Origin of the sequence: Prevotella pallens ATCC 700821 (assembly GCF_000220255.1) — a bacterium.
In the GTDB taxonomy this organism is placed as follows: domain Bacteria; phylum Bacteroidota; class Bacteroidia; order Bacteroidales; family Bacteroidaceae; genus Prevotella; species Prevotella pallens.
The window spans coordinates 232,893-257,655 of sequence record NZ_GL982514.1 but is presented as its reverse complement, the minus strand read 5'-3'; the positions used below and the strand labels follow the sequence as shown (position 1 = coordinate 257,655).

General features: G+C 41.0%; 23 protein-coding genes. 14 read left to right on the top strand and 9 right to left on the bottom strand.

Translation table 11 applies throughout. The features are described 5' to 3' along the window. Positions 1-49 precede the first annotated feature (49 nt). From HMPREF9144_RS10255 to HMPREF9144_RS10240, 4 genes are all read left to right on the top strand, one after another. Positions 50-1,036, top strand: coding sequence for an HlyD family secretion protein (locus tag HMPREF9144_RS10255; RefSeq protein ID WP_006045975.1), 987 nt, complete (start codon positions 50-52; stop codon positions 1,034-1,036). A 220-nt stretch (positions 1,037-1,256) separates the two neighbouring features. After that, a complete protein-coding gene (locus HMPREF9144_RS10250) occupies positions 1,257-2,420 on the top strand; it encodes an ABC transporter permease (RefSeq protein ID WP_006045973.1) in 1,164 nt (387 codons plus the stop codon). Between the two features lie 120 nt (positions 2,421-2,540). Continuing rightward, the gene (locus HMPREF9144_RS10245) at positions 2,541-3,866 is read left to right on the top strand and encodes an ABC transporter permease (RefSeq protein ID WP_006045972.1); all 1,326 of its coding nucleotides are present in this window, start codon (positions 2,541-2,543) and stop codon (positions 3,864-3,866) included. A 579-nt stretch (positions 3,867-4,445) separates the two neighbouring features. Then, entirely contained in the window at positions 4,446-4,706 is a 261-nt protein-coding gene (locus tag HMPREF9144_RS10240) for a SemiSWEET family transporter (protein ID WP_006045969.1), read from the top strand. 146 nt (positions 4,707-4,852) lie between these two features. Here the strand turns inward: HMPREF9144_RS10240 and HMPREF9144_RS10235 are convergent, their stop codons facing one another. Further along, on the bottom strand, positions 4,853-6,145 hold the full coding sequence (locus tag HMPREF9144_RS10235; protein ID WP_006045968.1) for a M64 family metallopeptidase: 1,293 nt from the start codon (positions 6,143-6,145) through the stop codon (positions 4,853-4,855). A gap of 133 nt (positions 6,146-6,278) precedes the next feature. Here HMPREF9144_RS10235 and HMPREF9144_RS10230 point away from each other — a divergent pair, with 133 nt between their 5' ends. The 5 genes from HMPREF9144_RS10230 to rpmA all read left to right on the top strand — a co-directional run bounded on the left by HMPREF9144_RS10230 (position 6,279) and on the right by rpmA (position 10,206). Then, positions 6,279-7,265, top strand: a complete 987-nt coding sequence (locus tag HMPREF9144_RS10230; protein WP_040595760.1) for a Gfo/Idh/MocA family protein — start codon at positions 6,279-6,281, stop codon at positions 7,263-7,265. A 4-nt stretch (positions 7,266-7,269) separates the two neighbouring features. Then, complete coding sequence (locus HMPREF9144_RS10225) at positions 7,270-8,439, top strand: DUF4421 domain-containing protein (RefSeq protein WP_006045966.1); 1,170 nt, start codon at positions 7,270-7,272, stop codon at positions 8,437-8,439. An 18-nt stretch (positions 8,440-8,457) separates the two neighbouring features. Further along, on the top strand, positions 8,458-9,405 hold the full coding sequence (locus tag HMPREF9144_RS10220; protein ID WP_006045965.1) for an N-acetylmuramoyl-L-alanine amidase-like domain-containing protein: 948 nt from the start codon (positions 8,458-8,460) through the stop codon (positions 9,403-9,405). Positions 9,406-9,580: 175 nt separating this feature from the next. Further along, complete coding sequence (gene rplU / locus HMPREF9144_RS10215) at positions 9,581-9,898, top strand: 50S ribosomal protein L21 (protein ID WP_006045964.1); 318 nt, start codon at positions 9,581-9,583, stop codon at positions 9,896-9,898. A gap of 17 nt (positions 9,899-9,915) precedes the next feature. Next, a complete protein-coding gene (gene rpmA / locus HMPREF9144_RS10210) occupies positions 9,916-10,206 on the top strand; it encodes a 50S ribosomal protein L27 (protein WP_006045963.1) in 291 nt (96 codons plus the stop codon). A gap of 333 nt (positions 10,207-10,539) precedes the next feature. On the opposite strand, the gene panD is transcribed toward rpmA, so the two are convergent. Both panD and panC read right to left on the bottom strand, forming a co-directional pair. Beyond that, positions 10,540-10,884, bottom strand: a complete 345-nt coding sequence (panD, locus tag HMPREF9144_RS10205) for an aspartate 1-decarboxylase (protein WP_006045961.1) — start codon at positions 10,882-10,884, stop codon at positions 10,540-10,542. 6 nt (positions 10,885-10,890) lie between these two features. Next, positions 10,891-11,742, bottom strand: coding sequence for a pantoate--beta-alanine ligase (panC, locus tag HMPREF9144_RS10200; protein ID WP_006045960.1), 852 nt, complete (start codon positions 11,740-11,742; stop codon positions 10,891-10,893). Positions 11,743-11,909: 167 nt separating this feature from the next. Here panC and HMPREF9144_RS10195 point away from each other — a divergent pair, with 167 nt between their 5' ends. The 4 genes from HMPREF9144_RS10195 to HMPREF9144_RS10180 all read left to right on the top strand — a co-directional run bounded on the left by HMPREF9144_RS10195 (position 11,910) and on the right by HMPREF9144_RS10180 (position 16,950). Further along, a complete protein-coding gene (locus HMPREF9144_RS10195) occupies positions 11,910-12,722 on the top strand; it encodes a glycogen/starch synthase (RefSeq protein WP_006045959.1) in 813 nt (270 codons plus the stop codon). Continuing rightward, on the top strand, positions 12,719-14,176 hold the full coding sequence (locus tag HMPREF9144_RS10190) for a DUF4270 domain-containing protein (protein ID WP_006045958.1): 1,458 nt from the start codon (positions 12,719-12,721) through the stop codon (positions 14,174-14,176). Before HMPREF9144_RS10195 ends, HMPREF9144_RS10190 begins: the two co-directional genes overlap by 4 nt. Continuing rightward, on the top strand, positions 14,166-14,297 hold the full coding sequence (locus tag HMPREF9144_RS10185; RefSeq protein ID WP_006045957.1) for a hypothetical protein: 132 nt from the start codon (positions 14,166-14,168) through the stop codon (positions 14,295-14,297). Before HMPREF9144_RS10190 ends, HMPREF9144_RS10185 begins: the two co-directional genes overlap by 11 nt. Positions 14,298-14,424: 127 nt before the next feature. Continuing rightward, complete coding sequence (locus tag HMPREF9144_RS10180; RefSeq protein ID WP_006045956.1) at positions 14,425-16,950, top strand: ATP-dependent Clp protease ATP-binding subunit; 2,526 nt, start codon at positions 14,425-14,427, stop codon at positions 16,948-16,950. A gap of 293 nt (positions 16,951-17,243) precedes the next feature. Here HMPREF9144_RS10180 and HMPREF9144_RS10175 read toward each other — a convergent pair whose 3' ends face one another. Continuing rightward, a complete protein-coding gene (locus HMPREF9144_RS10175; protein WP_006045954.1) occupies positions 17,244-17,660 on the bottom strand; it encodes a hypothetical protein in 417 nt (138 codons plus the stop codon). A gap of 299 nt (positions 17,661-17,959) precedes the next feature. Here HMPREF9144_RS10175 and HMPREF9144_RS10170 point away from each other — a divergent pair, with 299 nt between their 5' ends. Continuing rightward, positions 17,960-18,712 (top strand): hypothetical protein, encoded by a 753-nt coding sequence (locus HMPREF9144_RS10170; RefSeq protein ID WP_276634892.1) that lies wholly within the window; start codon positions 17,960-17,962, stop codon positions 18,710-18,712. 103 nt (positions 18,713-18,815) lie between these two features. On the opposite strand, the gene HMPREF9144_RS10165 is transcribed toward HMPREF9144_RS10170, so the two are convergent. The 5 genes from HMPREF9144_RS10165 to HMPREF9144_RS10145 all read right to left on the bottom strand — a co-directional run bounded on the left by HMPREF9144_RS10165 (position 18,816) and on the right by HMPREF9144_RS10145 (position 24,755). Further along, a complete protein-coding gene (locus HMPREF9144_RS10165; RefSeq protein WP_006045952.1) occupies positions 18,816-19,325 on the bottom strand; it encodes a hypothetical protein in 510 nt (169 codons plus the stop codon). Positions 19,326-19,352: 27 nt separating this feature from the next. Further along, on the bottom strand, positions 19,353-21,308 hold the full coding sequence (locus tag HMPREF9144_RS10160; RefSeq protein WP_006045951.1) for an NAD(+) synthase: 1,956 nt from the start codon (positions 21,306-21,308) through the stop codon (positions 19,353-19,355). Positions 21,309-21,324: 16 nt separating this feature from the next. Beyond that, on the bottom strand, positions 21,325-22,515 hold the full coding sequence (locus HMPREF9144_RS10155; RefSeq protein ID WP_006045950.1) for a DUF2027 domain-containing protein: 1,191 nt from the start codon (positions 22,513-22,515) through the stop codon (positions 21,325-21,327). Positions 22,516-22,767: 252 nt separating this feature from the next. Continuing rightward, complete coding sequence (locus HMPREF9144_RS10150) at positions 22,768-24,042, bottom strand: S-adenosylmethionine:tRNA ribosyltransferase-isomerase (RefSeq protein ID WP_006045948.1); 1,275 nt, start codon at positions 24,040-24,042, stop codon at positions 22,768-22,770. 11 nt (positions 24,043-24,053) lie between these two features. Next, entirely contained in the window at positions 24,054-24,755 is a 702-nt protein-coding gene (locus HMPREF9144_RS10145) for a phosphatase PAP2 family protein (protein WP_006045947.1), read from the bottom strand. Positions 24,756-24,763 lie beyond the last annotated feature (8 nt).

The following is a 24,763-nucleotide window of genomic DNA, read 5'->3' as shown; positions in this document are numbered from 1 at the left end:
ATTTTAGAACTATAATAGAAACAAAACAAACATAATAAAGACATTCATTATGTCAGCAAAATCGCAACATAACAACATTCTTTTAGCCATTCTGGGTTTTGCCAGTGTAGTAATACTAGTGGCAGTAATAGGCTATTTCACCTTAGGAAAGGACGAAGAGATTATTCAAGGCGAGGTTGATGTCAGCGAATATCGTGTAGCTTGCAAACTACCAGGACGTATTACAGACATCAAAGTAAAGGAAGGCGACTACGTACACAAGGGACAAGTGCTCGCTGTACTATCCATTCCTGAAATGAATGCACAGGAAAACGTAGCCAAAGCTACTGCCGGTGCAACAGAAGCTCTAAGCGATTTGGTGGAAGAACCCAATAGACAAGAGCTGATTACAGCAGCTTACAATGTTTATCAGCAGGCTATTACCGCCAACGACATAGCAGGAAAGACCTACGGACGACTACTTCGACTTTTCAACGAGGGGGTTATTTCGGCTCAAAAACGCGACGAAGCTGAAGCAGCATATAAAACTACGCAGTCAGCAGTGGACGTTGCGCGTGCTCAATACGACCTTGCAAAGAGCGGAAAACGTAAGGAAACCAAACAAGCAGCCAAGAAACAGGCACAAGCAGCACGCTCTGCAGTAGACGTTGTTAGGTCGTTTTTAAAGGAAACAGTACAAAGAGCCACTGCCGATGGGGAGGTTTCTACTATCTATCCAAAGGTTGGCGAGTTGGTAGGACTAGGAAGTCCGATTATGAGTATTGCTATGACGAACGACGTTTGGGTTACTTTTAACATTCGCGAAGACCAGCTTAATGGTATGAAGGTGGGCACAAAGCTGAAAGGTTTCCTACCTGCATTCAACAAAAATATAGACTTACAGGTTACGTCTGTTAAGGATCAGGGCTCGTATGCTGTATGGAAAGCAACAAAAGCAAACGGACAATACGACCTTAAAACCTTTGAAGTAAAGACAAAACCCATAACAAAAGTAGATGGAATGCGCCCTGGTATGTCGGTCATATTAAAGAAATAGCATCGTAATAAGATAGAAATTACATCTTAGAAATACAGAAGCTACTATACCAAAAGGTGGAAGTCTATATATAATAAGGTGGAAATAGTTTTCTAACAAAATAGATATAACTCTCCCGTAAAATAGAAAAAGCAACAAAACCTGCCTACATTGGTTTTGCATATAGCCTGCTTTTTACTTAAGAAAGAGAGAAAAACAAAACAAAAAAAACGGCTCAATCGTGTTCCGACGCATTATAAACATAGCGGCAAGAGAGGTAGATCAGCTTGTACATACACCCATCTACCTGTTCTGTATGGTGATTTTTCCTATTATCATTCTTATTTTTTTCACATCGCTAATGAGTTCTGGGCAACCCGAAAAGATGCCTTGTGGTGTGGTAGACAACGACAATTCGGCTGTAACACGTACACTTATACGCCGATTAGATGCCTTCCAAAGCACAAAAGTAGTAGCCCATTACACAAACGTAAACGAGGCTCGGCGTGCCATTCAGCAGGGAAAAATATACGCATATCTATATATTCCAGAAGGAACAACCGCAAAACTTGTTAGTGGAAGACAGCCTACAGTGTCGTTTTATTATAGCAACGTTACATTGGTAGCAGGGTCGTTGCTCTTCAAAGACCTTAAAACCATCACCACACTCGGCTCGGCTGCCATTGGTTCGGCTAAGCTTCAGATGTTAGGAAAGACCAATAGAGAAATAAAAACTACCCTTCAGCCTATAGCACTCGACGTGCATACCATTGGAAATCCGTGGTTAAGCTACAACATTTACCTCTCTACCATTATGGTGCCAGGTGTGTTTATGCTATTCATGCTACTAATTACGGTCTACTCTATAGGCACTGAACTAAAGTTTGGACGGTCTAAAGAGTGGATGCAAATGGCAGGAAAGAACATTTTTATAGCACTTTCGGGCAAATTGTTACCACAGTTTCTTGTATTCTTCAGTATGTTTTTGTGCTACGAATGGTATGTTTATGGGCACTTAAACTTCCCCCACCCCGGTGGAATTTCCAAGATGTTGCTTATTGCTTTGCTCACCGTTACAGCGGCACAAGGGTTCGGTGTGTTCGTATTTGGACTAATGCCATCGCTCCGTATGTCTATGAGTGTTTGCTCATTATGGGCTGTTGTGGGGTTCTCAGCGTGTGGAGCAACCTTCCCTTTGTTTGCTATGGATTCGCCAATTATAGCTTTAGCGCAGCTCATACCCCTCCGACACTATTATATGGTATACCAAATTGCCGTCTTCAATGGCTATCCTCTCATTAACGCATGGCCACATGTGGTGGCTCTCGTTGCCTTTGCGGCTCTGCCATTGCTTACTGCACGCAACATAAGGAGGGCTATGTTAGAGTATGTTTACATTCCTTAGTGCACATAAAAGTGCCATTCATTGTATGCTACATTGTACAAACGAACAGAAAATAGATAGTAAAAGATTCAACAAAAAGGCAAGTTTCCTATTGTAAAAGCAAGGAAGAAAAACGAGCTTATGGAGAAAAAAACAAACAGTAGGCGTACAAATGCCAACAGCAATTTAATTGTTTCTATCTGCTACATTTGGTGGATTGAAATGAAGAATACCATTAAAGACGAGGGTGTTCTTATATTCTTCGTACTCGTTCCGTTGCTCTACCCGTTGCTTTATTCATGGATTTACAACAACGAAGTGGTGCGCAATGTGCCCGTTGTAGTGGTAGACCAGTCGCATACAGCTACTTCGCGCCAGTTTGTTCGTATGGTTAATGCATCTCCCGATGTGGAGGTGGCTTACTATTGCAACAGTTTGCCTGAAGCAAAAACCGTTGTAGAACAACAAAATGCCAATGGTATTATATATTTACCAAAGAACTTTGAGCAAACATTAAACCGAGGAGAGCAAGCCCATATAAGTGTTTATTGCGATATGAACCTTATGCTTGCCTACAAAGCAATATACCAAACAAGCCTTGCTGTAGCCCTCGAGATGGGAAAAGAACGGCAAAAAGATATGATAGGAAATATTACCGTACGCGACGAACAGGTGAACACACAACCGTTAGAGGTGGTAGAAGAACCCATTTTTAACGTTACTGGAGGTTACGGAAATGCCATTCTGCCGGGTGTGTTAATACTTATTCTACAACAAACCCTGCTACTTGGCATTGGTCTTTCGGCAGGTACAGCACGCGAAAACAATCGCTATCAAGACCTTGTCCCCATCAGCAAGCACCATAATGGCATATTTAAGATAGTTCTGGGAAAATCGCTTTGCTATTTCATGATATACTGTGTGGTGGCTGCTTACATTACTTTAGCCGTACCACACATATTCCATTTCACTATGTTGGCACAGCCTTCCGACCTTATTGGGCTGCTTGTACCCTACCTTTTATCGGTTATTTTCTTTGGAATGACACTCTCGTGCCTTGTTCGACACCGCGAAAACGTAATGTTGCTTGTGGTGTTTACGTCCATTCCTTTCCTATTTTTAACAGGCGTTAGCTGGCCTCGCACCAACATTCCTGCCATTTGGGAAGGCATAGCATGGTTCATTCCTTCAACATTTGGCGTACGCGGCTTCCTTAGTTTGTCGTCTATGGCAGGCACGTTAGACGACATTCGCACCGAAGTGTTTGCACTTTGGACACAAGCCATTGTCTATTTCTTCATTACGTGTATGGTGTATCGCTACCAAATTATTAGTGCACGAAAACACGCTATTGTCCATGTGGGACGAACAAAAGACAAAATTGAAAAGGCACGAACGGCACGAAAGCAACAGGTTTCTGACAACAAAGGCACACAAAACGCACACAGCGAGGAAACACCAAAATAGTTATTGCAACCGAGAAATACACACTATAGAAAGCAGCTAATACATCGCAACATTGTAAGAGTGCCGAAGCCAAAAAATAAAAACCCCCTTTTTGCATTGCAAAAACCATACTTTTGCAATGTAAAAACCCCCTTTTTGCACGCCAAAAACCATACTTTTGCAACGCAAAAACCATACTTTTACACGGCGAATATGTAACACACAGATAACGAACACGTTGCGAACATTACATAAATGTGTTTCAAACGGATTGCAAATGCATATCGAATATATATATGCGGGCACGATAAATCTGCCCCTACGGCTGCTAACAACCTGCCAATAATGTTGCTGACGGATTACAACAACACAACATTCAAAACACAAAAACAGCCCCCATTCTAACAAAAAAAATACAAAAAGATATACTTTCTTTCAGCATTTCTTTTTTTAAAACCAAACTTTCTATATCTTTGCAACGGAGTTTAGGATAACAGAAGAATACACCTTTCAATAGTAAAAAAAGCACATTCGTTATGCTATCCTTGTCTACCACTAAATAAAAAAGGTAATATCACACAAATAAAAAAAGGATTTAACATGACGAAAGAGAAGTTTTTTGAAGCTATGGGTTGGGTAGGTATGGTAACATCTATACTAATGTACGTGTTCTATTTCCCGCAAATATGGAACAATTTGCACGGCCATAAAGGTATATTCATACAGCCTTTTATGGCAGGAGTAAACTGTACGCTATGGGTTTGCTACGGTTTGTTTAAGGAAAAACGCGACTGGGCACTTGCCATAGCCAACACTCCAGGCATTATTCTTGGGTTCATTGCTGCATTTACAGCACTCTAAAACAAAAGTTTGCTATGATTATTACATAGCAAACAACCATTTATAAAAATACATTCGGTACCTTCTAAAAACAGAATTTGCCGAAAACAATAAAGGCAGACTCGTTTGTTTACACCTTCAGAGTCTGCCTTTCGTTTTGTCTTTTCCTATTCTGTATAAAACTTTATTAGCTTTGTAATGGCACGTTGGCACACCGGACAGAAGTTAGGATTTTGGTTTGTGCGCATTCTACAGTCGGGATAGGCACGGTAAACCCCGTGTTTTGTATATCCAGCAGGCTCGTATGCACCTATTTTCCATAGCTTTTGGTTAGCATTAGGCCTATCAAGGTCGGCTGGTTGTGGCGTTGGCACGGGCGTACCAGGTGTTACCATATCGCTCCATTTAGACTTAAAGTCTACCAAAGTAGTAAGATTGGCTTCCCATGGTTCTATATCGTGCGGATACATAGGTATATCGTCGTAGCCATACTCATCGCCAAGCCCTGCAAAAGAGTGTCCAAACTCGTGCACCACTACAGGTTTAAAAGCAGAATGTCGTACCATTGAGAGGTTATACGAGTTAAGAATGCCACCGCCACCATAGTTTTCGGTGTTCACCAACACTATTATGTGTTCGTAAGGTGTACCTGCCAACCAGTTGTGAAGGGTTTTAAGGTGCAACGTAGTAAGGTATCTGTCGCTATAGAATGTATTAAAATTAGAGTGCAAAGCCGTGTTTTTCCAAATGCCTTTGCCCGGATTTGACGTACCACTTTCAGCCGATGGCGATTTAACAGCTATTACATTGAAGCGGTTTCTCAATGCTTTAAACGGCTCGTGAGCAAACAAAGCTTCCATAGCCGTGCGGCAATCGTTCAAAAAGGTAGGCATTTCAGCCTCTGTATAGCCCTCTGCTATGTAGGCAATATGTATGCAACGTGTAGTGTCGGCAGCCTTTTGCAGTGTTTCGTAGGGGGTTACGTGCTTTTCTCCAATACGTCTTATCAAAATATCGGTGGGCACAACGGTGTGCGTAAGCGATGTCATTACCTGTCTGCGGTTGTCAAACAGTTCAACCGTAACATCTACAGTATCTTTAGGAAATGGCACTAAAAAAACATTTTCAAACGACTTTGAGTTTGTTTTAGCCTCGTTGTAGGTAAGCCATTCCTGGAAAAGTGTAGAAAAAGAATTACGGTAGAGCACCTTATTTGTACCATGTTGGCGCACCGTAATATGTCCGTTGCCCTCTACAGGCAGTTCATTTAACCTTTGTTTCTTACCATACCAGTGTGGAATACGACAGAGTTCGTCTACAGCAATGGCTTGATGGCGTGCGTTTCCTGCGAAATTGTAATCTAAACGCAACGTTGCATCTTCAAAATAACGTTGAAAATCTTGCGCAAAAGCAAATGTGCTAATAAGCAAGAACACCAATAGCAAATTTATTTTCCTCATATTTTAAATAGTATTTTCGTTTGTTTGCAAATTTAATAATATTTTTCTTATTCTGTCTTCACCTTATATATATTTATTAATAAAGGCACTTTTATTCGGTAAAAAATTGTATTTTTGCACAAAAGAATTAGCAATGAAGCACATATCTTGGGGATTTATAGGTTTAGGAGAAGCCACAGAACACAAGTCGGGAGCAGCTTTTAACGCTGTAACCGAATCGAATGTGGAAGCCATCTTCAGCGAAAATGCAGCCGATGCACGCACGTACGCCAACCAATTAGGCGTTCCTCACTGGTACACCGACGCACAATCAATGATAGATAACCCCAATATTAACGCCATATACATAGCAACTCCTCCTATAGCACATGCAGCATACGCCATTATGGCTATGCGTTCGGGAAAGCCATGCCTTATAGAAAAGCCCTTAGCAGCATCGTACGAAGACTGCGTTCGCATTAATCGTGTGTCAGAACAAACGGGTGTTCCTTGTTTCGTAGCCTACTATCGGCGCTATCTACCCTACTTTAAAACGGTGAAAGATATACTGCAACGGCACGTCATAGGTAAGGTTTTAAGCATACAAATACGCTTTGCCGTACCTGCAAACGAACTAGACGACAATGAAAATATAGACGAAAAGCCATGGCGATTGCAGCCACAAGAAGGCGGACGAGGCTACTTTTACAATTTAGCTCCACACCAACTCGACCTGCTTCAGTATCTTTTCGGCATCATTGTAAAGGCACATGGCTACACAGCAAACCGCACAGGGCACTACAAAGTGGAGGATACGGTGAATGCAGTGTTCCGTTTTGAAAGCGGACTTTGTGGGAGTGGATCGTGGAGTTTCGCCGCTCACGAAAGTGCAAAAGAGGATAGTATTGAGATATATGGCACAGAAGGACGCATTGTTTTCTCGGTTTACAACTACAATCCCATAACACTTTACACCAGCGAAGGTATGGAATGCTTCGATATAAAGAACCCACACTATGTGCAAGAACCACTTATAAGGGCTGTGGTACAAGACCTTCAGGGATATGGAAAGTGCGAAATTAACAGCATAGAAGCTACTCCCACCAATTGGGTAATGGACAGAATTTTAGGTATATACTAACACAATGGTTGGCAAAAATACTACTATTTGCTTACTTCTGTTGCTTTTTGTTAGCACAATAAAGGCAGAAAACAGCAAAGATACAATACCAAACAGGATAACAAAACTATGGAGCGATAGCACTGTATGGCAACTATCAGACTCCATTAAACACATGCCTAAACTACATTTGCACCAAACAGAGAAGGCTATAAACGTGGTAGGTGGAATTGATACTACTTATATAGAACCGCAAAAATATAACTTTACGGTTATGTTACAGAACACTAACAACTTTGAAATGTATGCTTTAAGTAGTAGAGAAAACTACCATCTTACTCTCGCACCCGAACCAACGGTACGCATCGGACCCTATGCTGGGTGGCGATGGCTATTTCTTGGATACACGCTCGATATAAAACACCCTTTCTTTAACGGCTCAAAACAAAAGCGAAAAGAGTTCGATGTAAGTCTGTATAGTGCAAAAATAGGAATAGATCTCTACTATCGTAAAACGGGAAAAGACTTTAAAATACGCAGTTTATCGTTAGGAAAAAAGATAGAAACACACCCTATGGAGGGTATGGAGTTCGATGGTGTGGAGACAACAGTTAAGGGATTCAACATCTATTACATATTTAATCATAGACGTTTCTCCTATCCTGCTGCCTTCAGTCAGAGTACAATACAACGCAAATCGGCTGGAAGTCCGCTCATTGGCATAGGTTACACAAAGCATACACTACGCATAGACTGGCCCGAATTCTATCAATTGGTTTACAAATACCTAAAAATGGAAGGACGATACGAGGACATTAAAAAGTCGTTAGAACGAGAAGAGCTACGCTATACTAACTTTACTGTGAGTGGCGGATATGCCTATAACTATGTATTTGCACGCAATTGGCTGCTTGCAGGGTCGGCAATGCTGGGCTTTGCCTATAAACACAATCGAGGAAAAATAGTGGAAGAAAACTCCTCAAAGCATCGAATTATATCCGATAATATCGATTTCGATGGCATTGTACGCTTCGGATTGGTATGGAATAATATGAAATGGTATGCTGGAACAAGCATCATTATGCACGCATTCAACTACCATCGTAACGGATTTTCTACCACAAACCTATTTGGGAATATGAATATCTACGTGGGAATGAACTTTGGTAAACGTGGAAAAAGAAAGAAAATATAAACTTAAAACTACATTAGTATGAAGACTTTAAGGTTAGTTTTCTTGCTCGCAATGCCCATTTTGCTTTGGACAAACAGTATTGCTACACCCACTAATTATGGTTATCGACACATAATGGGTAGCGCACAACAAAACGAACAAGGGGCTAAAAAAGGCTTGCAAACCGACTCTGCCAAAATAGAACAATTGCTTTCATCGCTAATTCCGCTACGTTCAGAACTTAAAAAAGAAGACTTAATAATAAAGGTAGCACGCATTTTTATAGGAACTCCCTACGTTGCACACACGTTAGACCGTAACAACGAGGAAACACTCGTGGTGAATATGCGTGGCATGGACTGTACTACTTATCTAGAAAATACCATTGCCGTGTTGCTATGCGTGGATAAAAAGCAAAGCAGTTTTGCCTATTTTAAACAAATGTTACAATACATTCGATATAGAAAAGGACAACTTTCGTACGAAAATAGACTACATTACTATGAATGGTGGGTAACCGATAACCAGCAAAAAGGTATTCTTTGCCAAATAGAAACGCCAAATCCGCCCTTCACAGCCACGCAAACGCTGAAGATAAACTATATGAGCGAAAACTATAACAGCTACTATATGCTGCGAAACAATCCCCAACGAGTGGCAGCACTAAAGAAAATAGAAGACCAAACCAACGGAACAAAGGTGCAATACATACCCAAAAGCCAGCTAAACAACACAGAACTGCTGCGTAAAGTGGTGCGCAACGGCGATATTATAGCCATTACCACACGCAAATACAACCTTGATACAACACATTTAGGCTTCGCTGTGTGGCACAACAACGAACTTTATATGCTCAATGCATCGAGTTTGAAACGCAATGGTAGGCAAGTGGTAGAACCAAAAGAAACACTTTACCAATATTTAATGCAACAACCCAATAGCACTGGTATACGTTTGGCACGACTAATATTACCAAACATAAGATAGATACTATAGCTAATCTTTGTTAATTCTTCCTAATTCGAACCCCGTAATTATCACAAACTCCACCTTAATAAAAAGAAAAAGCGTAACTTTGCACCGTTTTTATGCCGTTTAGGCTCGGGTAAGTGCGAGATAGATGCCTCGCCGCCTATCGGTCAAACCGTTTACATTAAATAATATGTACGCAATTGTAGAGATCAACGGTCAGCAATTTAAGGTTGAAGAAGGTAAGAAACTCTTCGTCAATCATATAAAAGATGCTGAAGAAGGAAAGACCGTTGAGTTTGACAAAGTTCTGCTTTTAGACAACAACGGAACTGTAACAGTGGGCGCACCTACTATAAATGGTGCAAAAGTAGTGGCAGAAGTGTTGAATCCTTTGGTGAAAGGCGACAAGATTATCGTCTTCAAAATGAAGCGCCGCAAGGACTATCGCAAAAAGAATGGACATCGTTCACACTTCACACAAGTAGAGATTAAAACAATTAACGCTTAAATTTAGGAGGACAAAGAATGGCTCATAAAAAAGGTGTCGGTAGTTCTAAGAACGGACGCGAATCACATTCAAAGCGTTTAGGTGTTAAAATTGGAGGAGGACAGAAGATTATTGCAGGCAACATTATAGTACGCCAACGTGGCAATAAGCACTATCCTGGAGAGAACGTAGCACAAGGTAAAGACGATACACTATATGCTCTTGCAGACGGAATCGTTTATTTCCACAGAGGAAAGTACAATAAGAGCAAGGTTTCTGTACTCTCTGAAGATGCTTACGCAGCCAAAAACAAAACACCAGAAGCGTAAAGCGAAACAAACAAAACTATTCCAAACAAACAACATAATCCCGAATTTCCAATGGAAGTTCGGGATTTATGCTTTATAAAAAAAGATATACCACACACAGAAAACAATTCAGGCTAAAAGTAAAAAGGTACTTTTTGCAATGCAAAAAGGTGGTTTTTGTGTTGCAAAAACCACCCTTTTACCTCGCAAAAATAGGGTTTTTCAAATGCCAAATAATGAGCTTTGCAAAGCATTGATACAAAAACAGTTACATAGAGAGCATATCTACGAAAAACATTTGCACCAATTTGAACATTCTTATAAGCCTAAAACAAAATGTAGAGAAGCCGTTCGCTATAAACGGTTACCCTCTTTAGGGAAAACTATAGAGGGCTTAAAAGTCTTCGCTTCCTCAAAATCCATTAGAGCATAACTTATAATAATAACCGTATCGCCCACCTGAACTTTCCGTGCAGCAGCCCCATTCAAGCAAATACAACCCGTACCACGCTCACCTTTTATTATGTAAGTTTCGAGCCGTTCGCCATTATTGTTGTCCACAATTTGCACCTTTTCGCCAGCAATCATATTGGCAGCGTCCATCAAATCTTCGTCGATTGTAATACTTCCCATATAGTTAAGGTTTGCCTCAGTAACCTTAACACAATGCAATTTGCTTTTTAATACTTCAATCTGCATACTAATTTAGCCCTTATATTTAATATGGTCGATAAGTCGGATAGGTGTTTTACCACAATAAACGGTTATGCACCCCACAATGTAAGGCGTATCGTCCCACGATTTTACTGGCAGCAACGTATTGCCATCTACTATATCAAAATACTCCACCTCTAGCCCATCAACAGCATTAATGTCGGCTATTACCTTGTTATGAAGCTCCTGAACACTAAGTTTTTCCACTTCGTTAGTACTTGCCTTCAACACCTTATATATATAAGGAGCTATGGCACGCTCGTCAGCAGAGAGCAAAGTGTTACGCGAACTCTTTGCCAATCCATCTTCATCGCGTACTATCGGACATTCAACTATGTCTACATCAACATTTATAAAATCTACTAAACGTTTCACAACAGCTATTTGCTGCCAATCCTTTTCGCCAAAATAGGCACGATTAGGACGCACTATGTAGAACAAACGGCTAACTACTTGGCATACACCATTAAAGTGTCCAGGTCGTTTAGCCCCTTCCATAACTGTAGATTGTGGGGGAAATTCGAAGTGTCGGGTATCTGGTGTAGGATACATTTCGGCTACCGATGGCGCAAATACATAGTCGGCACCACTCGTTTCTGCCAATTTGCAATCAGCATCTAATGTTCGCGGATAGCGTTCTAAGTCGTTTTTATCATTAAACTGGGTGGGATTAAGAAACACCGACACCACTGTTACATCGTTTTGCTGTGCACTCCGCCTAATCAGCGATGCATGTCCATCATGTAAAGCACCCATTGTAGGCACCAATCCAATGGTTTTTCCTTGCTTGCGGAGATAGAACAGTTCATTCTTTAAATCGACAATCCTTTCAAATACTTTCATTTTGATGTCTCAATAATTTGGCTGCAAAGTAACAACAAATTTATTTAAAACTCGTAAGAAATAGCTAAAAAGATGTTCAAATGCCACCTTTTAGACACTATTTCCACATTTTTAGCCTACAATTCCAATTATTTTTCGTACCTTTGCACACAGTAAAGCATTTATAAATGGGAAAGAAAGTATTGTTTATCAACCAAGAAATCGCACCGTATGTCCCTAATTCGGAGATGGCAAACTTTGGTGCTGATATGCCACGATGTATGCAAGACGCAGGGTTTGAGATAAGAACGTTTATGCCTAAATGGGCTGCTATTAACGAACGGCGCGGACAATTGCACGAAGTAATACGACTTTCGGGTATGAATCTTGTCATCGACGATATGGATCACCCACTTATCATCAAGGTAGCAAGTATACCACAAACACGCATTCAGGTCTATTTCATTGACAACGAGGACTATTTCCAGAAACGTTCAGCTATGACTAAGGACGAATTAGGCAACGATTATCCTGACAACGGAGAGCGTGCTATCTTCTTTGCACGGGGTGTTTTGGAAACAGTAAAGAAGCTTCGATGGGCTCCAGACGTAATTCATTGCCAAGGTTGGATGTCTGCTGTAATACCATTCTATGTAAAAACAGCCTACAAAGACGAACCACAGTTTGCCAAATCAAAGGTTGTTACATCGCTTTTTACCGAACAACCACGTGGAAGTTTGGGCAAAAAGTTTAAACAATGCCTCGAATTTAAAAGTGCAGAACTAAGTTTGATAGAGAAATATGGCGACAATTTCGACTTCAAAGAGTTAGGAAAACTCGTTATCGACTACTCTGATGGTATCATTCAAACTAGTAACAACGTGAACAAAGAGCTTATACAGTACGCCAAAGACAATAAAAAAGAAATACTGTTGCAGCCCGATAACGAAGAAGAAGTAAAGACAAAATACACCGAGTTCTACAATAAGATAATAGAATGAAAGCAAAAATATTAGCTTTTGGGCTAGCTTTTATGGCATTAGCCCTTACTGCTTGCGATGATACAACCGATGGAATAGGAGGTTCTCTCACCGATCAGACAGACAAACTTAACGTACAAGCCGATACATTTAATATTGGTTCGCACAGCGTTTTGGCTAGTAACATACTCTCACGAGCTACCGATGGGTTTCTGGGAAAGCTAAAAGACCCCGAAACACAGTCGGATGTAACAGCCAATTTAATGTCTCAGCTCTACGTATTGCCTAACTATCAAATGCCAGAACAAAGCATAGTAACAAGCAAAGACCCCACCGGGAAAATTATTGCAGACTCTTGTGAACTGCGATTGTACTACTATTCGCACTACGGAGACTCGTTAGCACCTATCAAAATCACTACGTACGAACTTGACAAACCAGCAGAAGAGGGACGACAGAACTATTCTAACTTCGATCCACAGGCAGAAGGATATATCAGAACTGCCGCTAACAACGGATTAGAGGTTAGTACTACGTACACATTAACAGAACTTGCGGTGCCCGATAGTGTGAAGAAAGACAAAAATCACACACCAAGTATACGCATAAAACTTAACCAAACATACACAGATAAGTCGGGAATACAATATAATAACTATGGAACATATATGATGCAGAAGTTCTATGAGAACCCAAATAACTTCCAAAACATATACAATTTCCTACATAACGTGTGTCCGGGATTCTACTTTAAGGTAACAAATGGGATAGGTTCCATTGCCAATATAGCAGCTGTTCAACTTGTAATATACTATCGTTACAAAGATGCAAAGGACGGAAATAAGGTGAAAACAGGCGCAACCCACTTCACAAGTACCGAAGAAGTGTTACAACTAACTAACTTTGTATTCGACAGAACTCAATTACAAACACTCGCAAACAATCCAAATGCATCGTATTTAAAGACACCTGCAGGTTTGTTTACCGAAGTAGAACTACCCGTAAACCAGATTATGCATGGGCACGAGAACGACACTTTGAACTCAGCAAAGTTCGAATTGCAACGCTATATTAGTCATACCACTTCATCTTACAAGATGAATATACCCCAATATGTGCTATTAATACCTACAGAATTGGCAGAATCGTTCTTCAACGAGAATAAGGTTCTCAACAATAAAACATCGTTCTTAGCCCGCTATAACTCCCAAACAAACAGCTATAAGTTCGATAATATGGCTGGAATAATAAACTATTTCGCTCGCAACAGAGCCACTTCTGCCAGCAATACTAACTGGGGTAAGGCGCTTGTAATACCAGTAGAGGTGAGAACATCTAAAGATGAGCAGAACAACGAGGTAGTAAATAGGATATCGCACTATATGGGATTGTCGAGCGTAATGCTACTTGGAGGAAATCAATCGATGGGCAATATAAAAATATCGGTAGTGTATAGCAAATTCAATGGCAGATAACTTTCTCGAGAAACATTACGAAGAGTACGAACAACGCAAGGCTGAATGGTTACGAAAGAAGCGACACCTGCAAATAAAAAAGGTGAGAAACATTCGTAAACCAGACGATGAGGCATTATAAAAACCACAATGGCAAGATGAGACAGACTCTGTTTCGCTTGCCATTTTTTTTGTTTGGCACACCATTTGCACTATAAACCAAACAAGGTACATACCTAATTATATAAAAAGAAAGGTACAACATAAGTATGATAAATCAGTTTTCACCCAAAGTTTCAGAGGTTCTGTCGTACAGTCGAGAGGAAGCCGAAAGGCTATTGAGCCATTCTGTAGGACCAGAACACATTATGCTCGCCATCTTAAGAGAGAGAGAAGGCGCTGTCAGCAATATGTTTGGGAAATTAAACCTTAATTTAGAGAACATAAAAAGCCAGCTGGAAGAACGCATAAAAAGCGAAGAACAAAGCCAACTGACCTACTCTAACGACATAATGCTGAACGAGCAGGCAAGTAATATACTAAAATTGGCAGTACTCGAAGCACGTATACAAAGTACACAAACTGTTGATGTACAACACATTTTGCTAGCTATTCTACACGATAATACAGAAAATGGAGCAAAAGAAGTGTTGCAAAACAACAATCTTAACTATACAACAGCTCTCGAAATGCTACAGCAACCCACCAAACCTGTACAAGATGGTATGGGAATGGCGGACGAAGAGGAAGACGAAGACCCCATTATGAACCGACACAGCGGTAGCAGCAAAGGCACAAAAACGGCACAAGCAAATATGCCTAAGAGCAATACGCCTGTGTTAGATAACTTTGGAACCGACCTTACAAGGGCGGCTGCAGAAGGTAAACTCGACCCTGTTGTTGGACGAGAGAGGGAAATTCAGCGAGTAAGCGAGATACTAAGCAGACGCAAAAAGAACAATCCTATTCTCATAGGAGAGCCTGGCGTAGGCAAAAGTGCTATTGTTGAGGGACTTGCACAACTAATTGTGAACCGCCTTACATCGCCTATTCTCTTTAATAAACGTGTTGTAATGCTCGACTTAACAGGGGTTGTGGCAGGCACAAAATATCGTGGACAGTTCGAAGAACGTATCCGTGCACTTATAAAAGAGATTGAACAAAGCCCTGATGTAATTATTTTCATCGACGAGATACACACGCTCATCGGGGCAGGATCTACTCCTGGATCTATGGATGCCGCAAATATACTGAAGCCTGCCCTAGCACGTGGAACCATACAGTGCATTGGTGCCACTACGTTAGACGAGTATAGGAATTCCATTGAAAAGGACGGCGCATTAGAACGACGCTTCCAAAAGGTGTTAGTTGAGCCTACAACGGTAGACGAAACCTTGCAAATTCTTAATAACATTAAGGACCGTTACGAGGCGCATCACCACGTTTCGTACACCGATGATGCTATTACGGCGTGTGTCAAACTGACAGACCGTTACATCACAGACCGTTCTTTCCCAGACAAAGCTATTGATGCTATGGACGAGGTGGGGGCTCGTGTACATCTACAAAATGCACAAGTGCCACCAGAAATAATAGAACTGAAGAAGCAGTTGGACGAGATTGCACAGGAGAAAAAGGACGCAGTGAAGAACCAAAACTTCGAACTCGCAGCCAATTTCCGTGATAAACAAACTGCTTTAGAGCGTAATTTGCAAGAAGCACAGCAGAAATGGGAACGTGGAGACGATAGTAACCGCGTGGAAATTGGTGCCGACAAAGTGGCTGATGTGGTGTCTATGATGACAGGTATACCAGTTCAGCGAATGCAGGAAAACGAAAGTGTACGACTTGTTAATATGGCTGACAACCTGAAACACGAGGTTATAGCACAAGATAAAGCCATAGAGAAAATGGTTAAAGCCATTCAACGTAACCGCATTGGGCTAAAAGACCCTAACCACCCTATAGGTGCGTTTATGTTTCTTGGACCTACTGGAGTGGGAAAAACCTACTTAGCTAAAAAGCTTGCAGAGGTTATGTTCGGTTCAAAAGATGCTCTTATACGCATAGATATGAGCGAATATACGGAGAGTTTCAACACTTCGCGCCTCGTAGGAGCACCTCCGGGATATGTAGGATACGAAGAAGGTGGGCAACTTACAGAGCAAGTGCGACGCCACCCCTACTCTATTGTGTTGTTAGATGAGATTGAAAAGGCACACGGAAACGTGTTTAACATGCTGTTGCAGGTGTTAGACGAAGGCAGACTGACCGATGGTAATGGACGATTGGTAGATTTTCGTAACACAATCATCATTATGACATCTAATGCAGGTACCCGTCAGCTCAAAGAATTTGGGCAAGGCGTGGGCTTCACAGCTACCAATATGAATGCCATTTCGCATAACGAACAAGACAAAGAACGTGCGCGCGCCATTATACAAAAGAGCTTAAGTAAGCAATTTGCACCCGAATTTCTTAACCGTTTAGACGAAATTATCACCTTCGATCAGCTCGATCTCGCTGCCATAAAGCAGATTATAGACATAGAACTGCGTAGTTTGTTTAAACGAATAAAGGAACTTGGCTACAACGTAACCATTACAGACAAAGCCAAAGAACTGGTTGCTAAAAAGGGATACGATGTTCAGTTTGGAGCACGACCGCTGAAACGTGCCATTCAAAACTACATTGAAGATGGCATTTGCGAGCAAATTCTTGCAGGAAAAGTGCACGAAGGCGATACCATTTCTATTGGAAAAAGCCCCAATGCCAACGAACTTACATTTAAATAAGAATACCTTAGCAGAATAATATCTGCACATGCACTCAACCTTCTACACACCGCAGTATAACCACATCTATACTGCGGTTTTCTGTATATACCCATTATGCTAACAAGCTATGTATCAGCCAAGTACCAAAACGCCTAAAAAGGTTTTTCAAAAAGGGGGTTTTTGCCTTCTAAAAAGGGGGTTTTTACACGCCAAAAGTATGGTTTTTGCAATGCAAAAACCCCCTTTTTGAAAAAACAAATAGGGGTTTTAGAAAAACTAAAACCCCTATCCCATTAAAGGAAACCAATTTCTTATTGATTCACAAACTTAATTTTCTTATTCATATCGTCTATACGCGATTGCAGTTTAGCTATTTTCTTTTGCATTTTGCCTAGTTTCTTTTGCATTTTAGCCAACTTTTTGTTCGCAGCTTTTGTAGCTTTTAGCTTCTTAATAGTGTCTTTTGCATCTTTCACAGTGCTAGAAGCATCAGACGTATTGAAGTCTGTTGTAACCATATTTGCCTCTGCATTTGCATCAGCAACCTTACTAATAATATCATCATAGTCGGCTTTCGCCTTCTCATAGTCTAACTGAAGCTTGTTTAATTTAGAGGTTAAGTTCAACACTTTCTGCTGTTCTTTTAGGGTTTGCACCTTTGTTGCATCTTGAGCAAACCCACTAATAGCAGACAATACCATAATTCCTATTAAAATAAATCGTCTCATAATCTGTCTAATTTAATTATTATTGCAAAGATAAACAATTTTCTTTGTATCCCCAAGACTTTTGTAATAAAAACAAAGAAGGGGGGATACTTATTTAGAATATTATATTTAACTTTGCAGGGAAATTGGTAAAAAACAAGCAAAACATATATTTTAGAATGGTTCAGGGAACACTAACAAGGCTTAACGCCCACCATAAAGAAGCGAACAAAAAGGTTATTCACCTGCTTATACAAAGGGTTTTCTACTTTTGTAAAGGCATAGTGAGCATAAAACAATGTGCCTTTCTCGTGTTTTTTATGGCAATATCGCTCCATACAAATGCCCAAATGCTTTTCTCAGAGAACCTTACTATGAATATAGATAGCACGAAAACCATACAAGGCTCCCTACAACCTGAGTTGGATTTCAAGACAGAAAAGGAAAACGTATTCACACTAAAGAACACAGCCAACCTTAATTTGCTAATTAAAAAGAAGCGTATTATCAACCTTATAAACAAGTTAGAGTTTTCTACTTACGGTAAAGATATAACAGTAAGTGGTGGCTATGCGCACTTAGAATATCGCTATCTGCTCCACCGAAAGTTCGAAGTTTATCCCTATATGGAGTCGCAATGGGCAGGCAGTAGGGGTATGACGTTTAAAATTTCTAGTGGTATTCAGGCACGTTATAGATTTTTAGAGTCTAAACATTGGCTACTTTTTGCCAACACAGCCCTATATTACGAATTTGAAAAGTGGGAATATCCCACTCCACCAGCAGGCACAAAACCCCACGCTTATAGTCGCTACATAAAGCATCACCTATCGTTTAGCACTAAATATACGTTCGGACCGCATTGGGATATCATAGCAACAGGCATCTATCAGGTGCGTCCCGATAGCTATTTTAAGACACCCCGATTTGGTGCAGCAGTAGATTTGGCTTACCACATTACACCAACTATCGGCTTAAATTGTGCCTATCGGCTCATTTACGATACTACTCCCATTGTGCCAATTCGTAAGAATTACACCACAGTGAATGCAGGAATAAACATCGCTTTTTAGGAATAATGGCGATAGAAGCCCTAAGAAAACTAAACATTCTTGTGGCTTTAGTATATAAAAAATACCTAAAACACCAAACAAAACATTAAAACAAGCCGCTAGTCTACTCTACCTTTAAAATGTAAACATCGGGCCAAATGGTTACATCTACATGCACTGCAACACCCACTTTACGGAACTGTAGCACGTTAGATGCTGTTTGACTGTTGCCAACAACAAAGCCAATATTGCGCAATTGTTGTGCAAAACGGCGATAATAAGCCTTATCCCAAAACACAACTTCGGTACTTCCACCCTGCGTATCTATAACAGCAAGCGACGATTCGTCGGTTTTTAGGAAGAGTTTATACAATGGTTCCGAACTCTGATACTGCTCGTTTGGTTGCAAATGCCACCCCCAAATATGTCGTAAATCGTTGTTATCTAAATACTTTGTTGCCATTATTCGGCGCAAACCATATCGCTTAAAGGGTTCAACAGTTGGCATTTTGCGTAGCTTTTGCTGCTGGTATTGCAACAATTCTACCACTGTTAGTTGTAGATAATTGCCATATTGAGCTCTTCCCAATATGGCAATAAAGAATAATATAAGTATTAAAGAAATTCTTTTCATTCGTTTTTATTACTCGAAACCTACGTTTCAGAGCTGTTCTATCTCTGCTAACCAGTCGGTAGAATTGGCATCTGACGGCATACGCCAATCACCTCGAGGCGACAAACTCACCGTTCCCACCTTCGGACCATCGGGCAAACAAGAGCGTTTGAACTGATTTTGGAAGAAGCGAAGTACGAAATTGTAAAGCCATTTCTTTATTTCTGCATCGCTATATTTACCTTCAAAGGCGTGTTTTGCAAGGAAAAATATCTTAGAAGGCTGGAAGCCGTGTCGTAAAAAGTAGTATAAGAAGAAGTCGTTTAGCTCGTATGGTCCAACAAAATCTTCTGTTTTCTGTTGAATTTTGCCCTCTTTATCGGCAGGAGTAAGCTCTGGTGAGATAGGTGTTTCTACAATATCGCGCAATGCTTCTGCCACTTTTTCGTTGTCTGTAATGCTTGCCACGTATGCAACAAGGTGTTTTACAAGTGTTTTTGGTACACTTGCGTTCACTCCATACATACTCATGTGGTCGCCATTATAGGTGCACCAGCCCAGCGCAAGCTCACTTAAGTCGCCCGTTCCCAGTACCATTCCATTGTATTCGTTAGCCAAATCCATTAGAATTTGGGTGCGTTCGCGAGCTTGAGCATTCTCAAACGTAGAGTCGTGAGTAGTTGTATCGTGGTCAATATCCTTAAGATGCTGAACCACCGATGGCACTATGCTTATTTCTTTTGTATCTACTCCCAACTCGTCCATTAGGGCAACAGCATTGGTATATGTACGTTCGGAGGTGCCAAAACCTGGCATTGTTACGGCAAGAATACCCTTTCGGTCTAGTTTTAGCTTGTCGAACGCACGCACACATACAAGCAATGCAAGTGTAGAATCGAGACCTCCGCTCACTCCTATTACCACTTTCTTGCAATGGGTGTGTACTAATCGTTTTGCCAAACCCATTACCTGAATGTTGAAAACCTCTTCGCAAGCAGCTTCCATATCTTCACTTTGTATGAAAGGTTGTGGGTTTATTTTGCGTGTAAGGGTAAATTCGCGTTCAGCATTCTGCCTTGGTAAGCAGTTAATGTATGTTTTTTCGGGCAGCACACCCCCTATTGGGTCCACATACATATCCTTTTGTGCATTCACAAAAGTGGTGTTCGAGCGTCTTTCTGTACGTAGTTTCTCTACGTCTACCTCGCCTATTACGAGTTGAGGGTCTAGCGAAAAGCGTTCGGCTTTGGCAATAAGCCCACCGTTTTCGTATATAAATGCGTTGCCACCGAATACTACATCTTGCGAACTTTCACCGAAACCGCAACTGCTATATACGTATGCCGATATGGTACGAGCACTTTGTTGCGCCAGCAAAGACTCTAAATAGTGGTGCTTACCTATCTGTTCGGTGCTTGCCGATAGGTTAAACATTATTTCAACACCTGCCAACGTTAGTGCGTTGCTAGGTGGAATGGGTGCCCAAATGTCCTCGCATATCTCTATTCCGAACTTTACTCCGCCGTCTGTTCTGAATATTTGGCGAGCCGGTGTTACTAATAAGGTTTGTCCAGCATAGTGTATTTGTGTTGGACAAAGGTCGCGAGCCGATGCAAACCACCGCTTTTCGTAGAACTCAGCATAGTTCGGAAGGTATGTTTTTGGCACTATTCCTATTATCTTTCCATGCTGAACCACAGCGGCACAGTTTAGCAATAGTGGTCCAACACATACTGGAATGCCTACTATTGCTATGATATCTAGCTGACGTGTGAAGTCGAGTAGCATCATCATAGCGTGCTCTGAGTTGTCGAGTAATAGCTGTTGTCGGAACAAATCTTGGCATGTATAGCCTGTGATACAGAACTCTGGGAATACTATTATCTCTACTCCCTGCCCTTCTGCAGCTATTATTTGCTTTTCAATAGCATCGAGATTGAACTTAGTGTCGGCTATTCGCACTTCTGGAATTGCCGTTGCCACTTTGATAAATCCGTATTTCATTCGTTTTAAAAGTATGTTAGGTTATTATTGTTACTTGTGTTGCGCCATAGCCGTACTCACGGAACGACGCGTCTTGAAAATGGTATTTCTTGTACTTATAGTTTAGTTCGCGGATAATAGAACGGCGCAAAACGCCTTCGCCTTTACCGTGAATGAATACTATTTTCTGTTGATTTTTATTCTTATACCGTTCTAAAGTGTTGCGGAAAATGCCCATCTGATATTCTAATATATCGCCTGGCGTTAGCCCTGCCGTGGTTTCCAACACCTCTTCAGCGTGCAAATCTACAACAATTTTATCGTTTTTAAGAATTTGTTTGGCATATTTTGCTTTACTCTGACTATTTTCGTATCTGCGTTCTAATGGTTTTCGAGCTGGCTGTGGGGTGGGTTCCACTGCTTGTGTGTTGCTGCTTTGCAACTTTTTAGGCAGTTCTATCTTTGTGTCTATAATGGTTTCGGGAGCCTTTTCCTTTTCGGTTACGGTGTAAAGTAGTGCTGGTGTATCGAAAAAATCGTTCTCTCGGAAGGTGTTTAGCTTGTAAAACTTGGTTCCATCTATACGTATATGTGCATTGAGTGCGGGTTTACGTTCGAATGTTTTGTTGGGTTTGTAGGCAAATATTTGTATGCTTGCTTCGGCTATAGTGTTTAAATCGGAATATGAGAACTGCTCTACAAACAGCTTTGTGTTGGGTTCTAACTCGCCTACTGCTTTGCATTGCCATTGGTTTTTGGTGCCTACCATATATAAATAATGTATATAGTAGTTGCTATCGTTCACTATATACGTTTCGAAATCGGTGTTATTCATTTCGCGTGGCTTGGTTGGCACAAAAGCTAAATAGGCTGTTAGGGTGTTGCCTCCATCGCGTTCGCGTGGCTGCGGCACAAATTTGTCGGCTGGATCGTAGTCTTCTTCTTCGTCGTCTATACCTTTTTTGTTGGTATCAATGGGGGTATTGTCGCTTAATTGGGCTTTTATGGATTTTGCGTTTCCCTCTTCTTTTTCGTCTTTTGCTTGTTCTAGCTTGGTTATTTTGGCTTTTGCCATATCGTCGTTGCCCACAACAACAACATCGTTAATGGGGGTTGGTATTTCAAAACCGTCTTCGTCTTCCACTAATACTATATTGTTGCCTTGAAAGCCAGAGATTTTTCCACCTCCTACTTCGCTTAAAAAGCGTACTTTATCGCCTATTTTCATATTCTATGTTTTTATGTTTCTATTACTGTTATATCTGTTTACAAAAGGCTATTGCTTATATTTGGCTTTGCAAAAAGGGGGTTTTTACGTTGCAAAAACTATGTTTTTGCGAACCAAAAAGGGGGTTTTTGCAAGCCAAAAAGGGGGTTTTTGCAGAGTGCTTTGTAACCTTCTTATTAACAGACAATTACATACTTGTTTTTGGCACTATGTTTTTAACAACGCTGCCTCTATGTTTTGCCATTGTTTAGGCTATGGTATGAGGAGGCTGCTATCGCCATAACTCAGGAAGCGGAAGTTGTTTTCGAGTGCATAGTTGTACACTTTGCGCCAGTTGCCTCCTAAGAATGCGCTTACCAAAAGCAAGAGTGTGGATTGTGGTTGATGGAAGTTGGTTACAAGCATTTGCACTATTTTGTAGGTAAATCCGGGTGCTATAATTATCTGAGTGCTTGTATGCAGTGCCGTTAAGCCGTTGTTGTCTAAGTACGACAGCAGGTTTTGCAGTGCACGTTCCACGCTAACGGGTGTTCCATTTACCAATATAAGTCCGTTAGAGTTGTGTTCTTGTTCGTATGGTTCCCACTGTTCAACGTGCAATTCGTCTTCGGTGGCGTTTGAATTGCGTTCCAATTTCACCCCCATATAGTAAAGACTTTCTAATGTTCGCACGCTTGTTGTTCCCACAGCAATGGCTTTACAGTTGTGCGAAAGCAAGTTTTCTATGGTGTGTCGGTGCACTACCACATATTCGGAGTGCATATTGTGTCCTTCTATCTCGCTGCTTTTCACAGGCTTAAACGTTCCTGCGCCTACGTGTAATGTAAGTTCGTCGCGTGTTATACCAGCTTTATCTATGTTGTGCAGCACATTTTGGGTGAAGTGTAAGCCCGCTGTTGGTGCGGCTACAGACCCTTTTACCTTTGAATAAACGGTTTGATAGGTTTGCTTATCGCTCTCTTCCGTCTCTCTATTTAGGTAAGGTGGTATTGGCAATTCGCCCACAGCTTCTAATATTTCGGCAAATGTTACGTGGCAATTGTCCCATACAAAGTCTACCCAATGGTTGGTTCCACCAGCAACAGCTGCATTTGTTTTAGTGCGATTTACGGTAGCCGTTAGCACTAAATCGTGTCCGTTTATTTGGAATGCCCGCTTTAGTGTGCCCTCTTTCCACTTTTTTAGGTTTCCAATCATACAGAGCCACGAACATTGTTGGTTGGTTTGGAACATTTGTTCGTAGTCTGTTGGCTGTGCAGGTTCCATTAAAAAAATTTCTATTAATGCTCCTGTTTCTTTTCTAAAGTGCATACGTGCCTGAATAACTCTGGTGTTGTTGAACACCATAAGTGCGTTTTGGGGCAAATATTTAGGTAGGTTGCAGAACACGTCTTCGCCCACTTCTCCGTGCTTATATAGCAAAAGTTTGCTGTGATCGCGCTTAGAAAGTGGAAATTTAGCAATACGTTCGTCGGGCAAAGGGTAGTCGTAGTCCGATATTTTTATATGTTTTGTATCTTCTAACATTTGTTTTTATTTTATAATCCTATCTCTATTACGCCTCTAATTATGCAATAAATGCAAGTAAACACTATTGTACAGAGCACCACATCTATGTCTTTTACCTCGTAACCAGTTCGTGTAAACTGTTTGGTTCTATAGGTTGAGAGGGGTGCTACATGGCGTTCTATTCGTTTATATATAAGGTAACACAAGCTTGCATTGAGTGTTCCTGCCACCATACCCACGAAAATGTCGGACGGATAGTGCACACCGAGATACAAACGAGTCCATACAACGATGAAAGCCCATACCAAAAGGAAGATGGAAAGTAGGCGGCTGCGCACTAAATACATAAAAAACACTGCCACAGAGAAGGCATTACAGGCGTGAGCAGAGAAGAAACTGAAGCCAGAGGGGGCATAACCGTTCACCAAAAAGAGGGTATGCGCAAGCAAAGGGTCGGACGATGGACGTAGTCGGGCTATGTATGGTTTCACAAAACCGCCGTTTCCAGCGTTTGAAATAAGCATACACAAAGCTAAGGAGCCCATTATAAGGAGAATGCGTCCCCATTTTTCGTTGTTTTTAACAATAAGATAGAACAACGAAACATAGAGCGGTATCCACGTATAGCCCGATGTAAACACCAGCACAACGTGGTCTAAGAACATATTATGGTTGTTGTTGAAAGCCAACAACAAGGTTTTGTCGTATTCAAGAAGTGAAGAAAAATCCATCAGAGCAT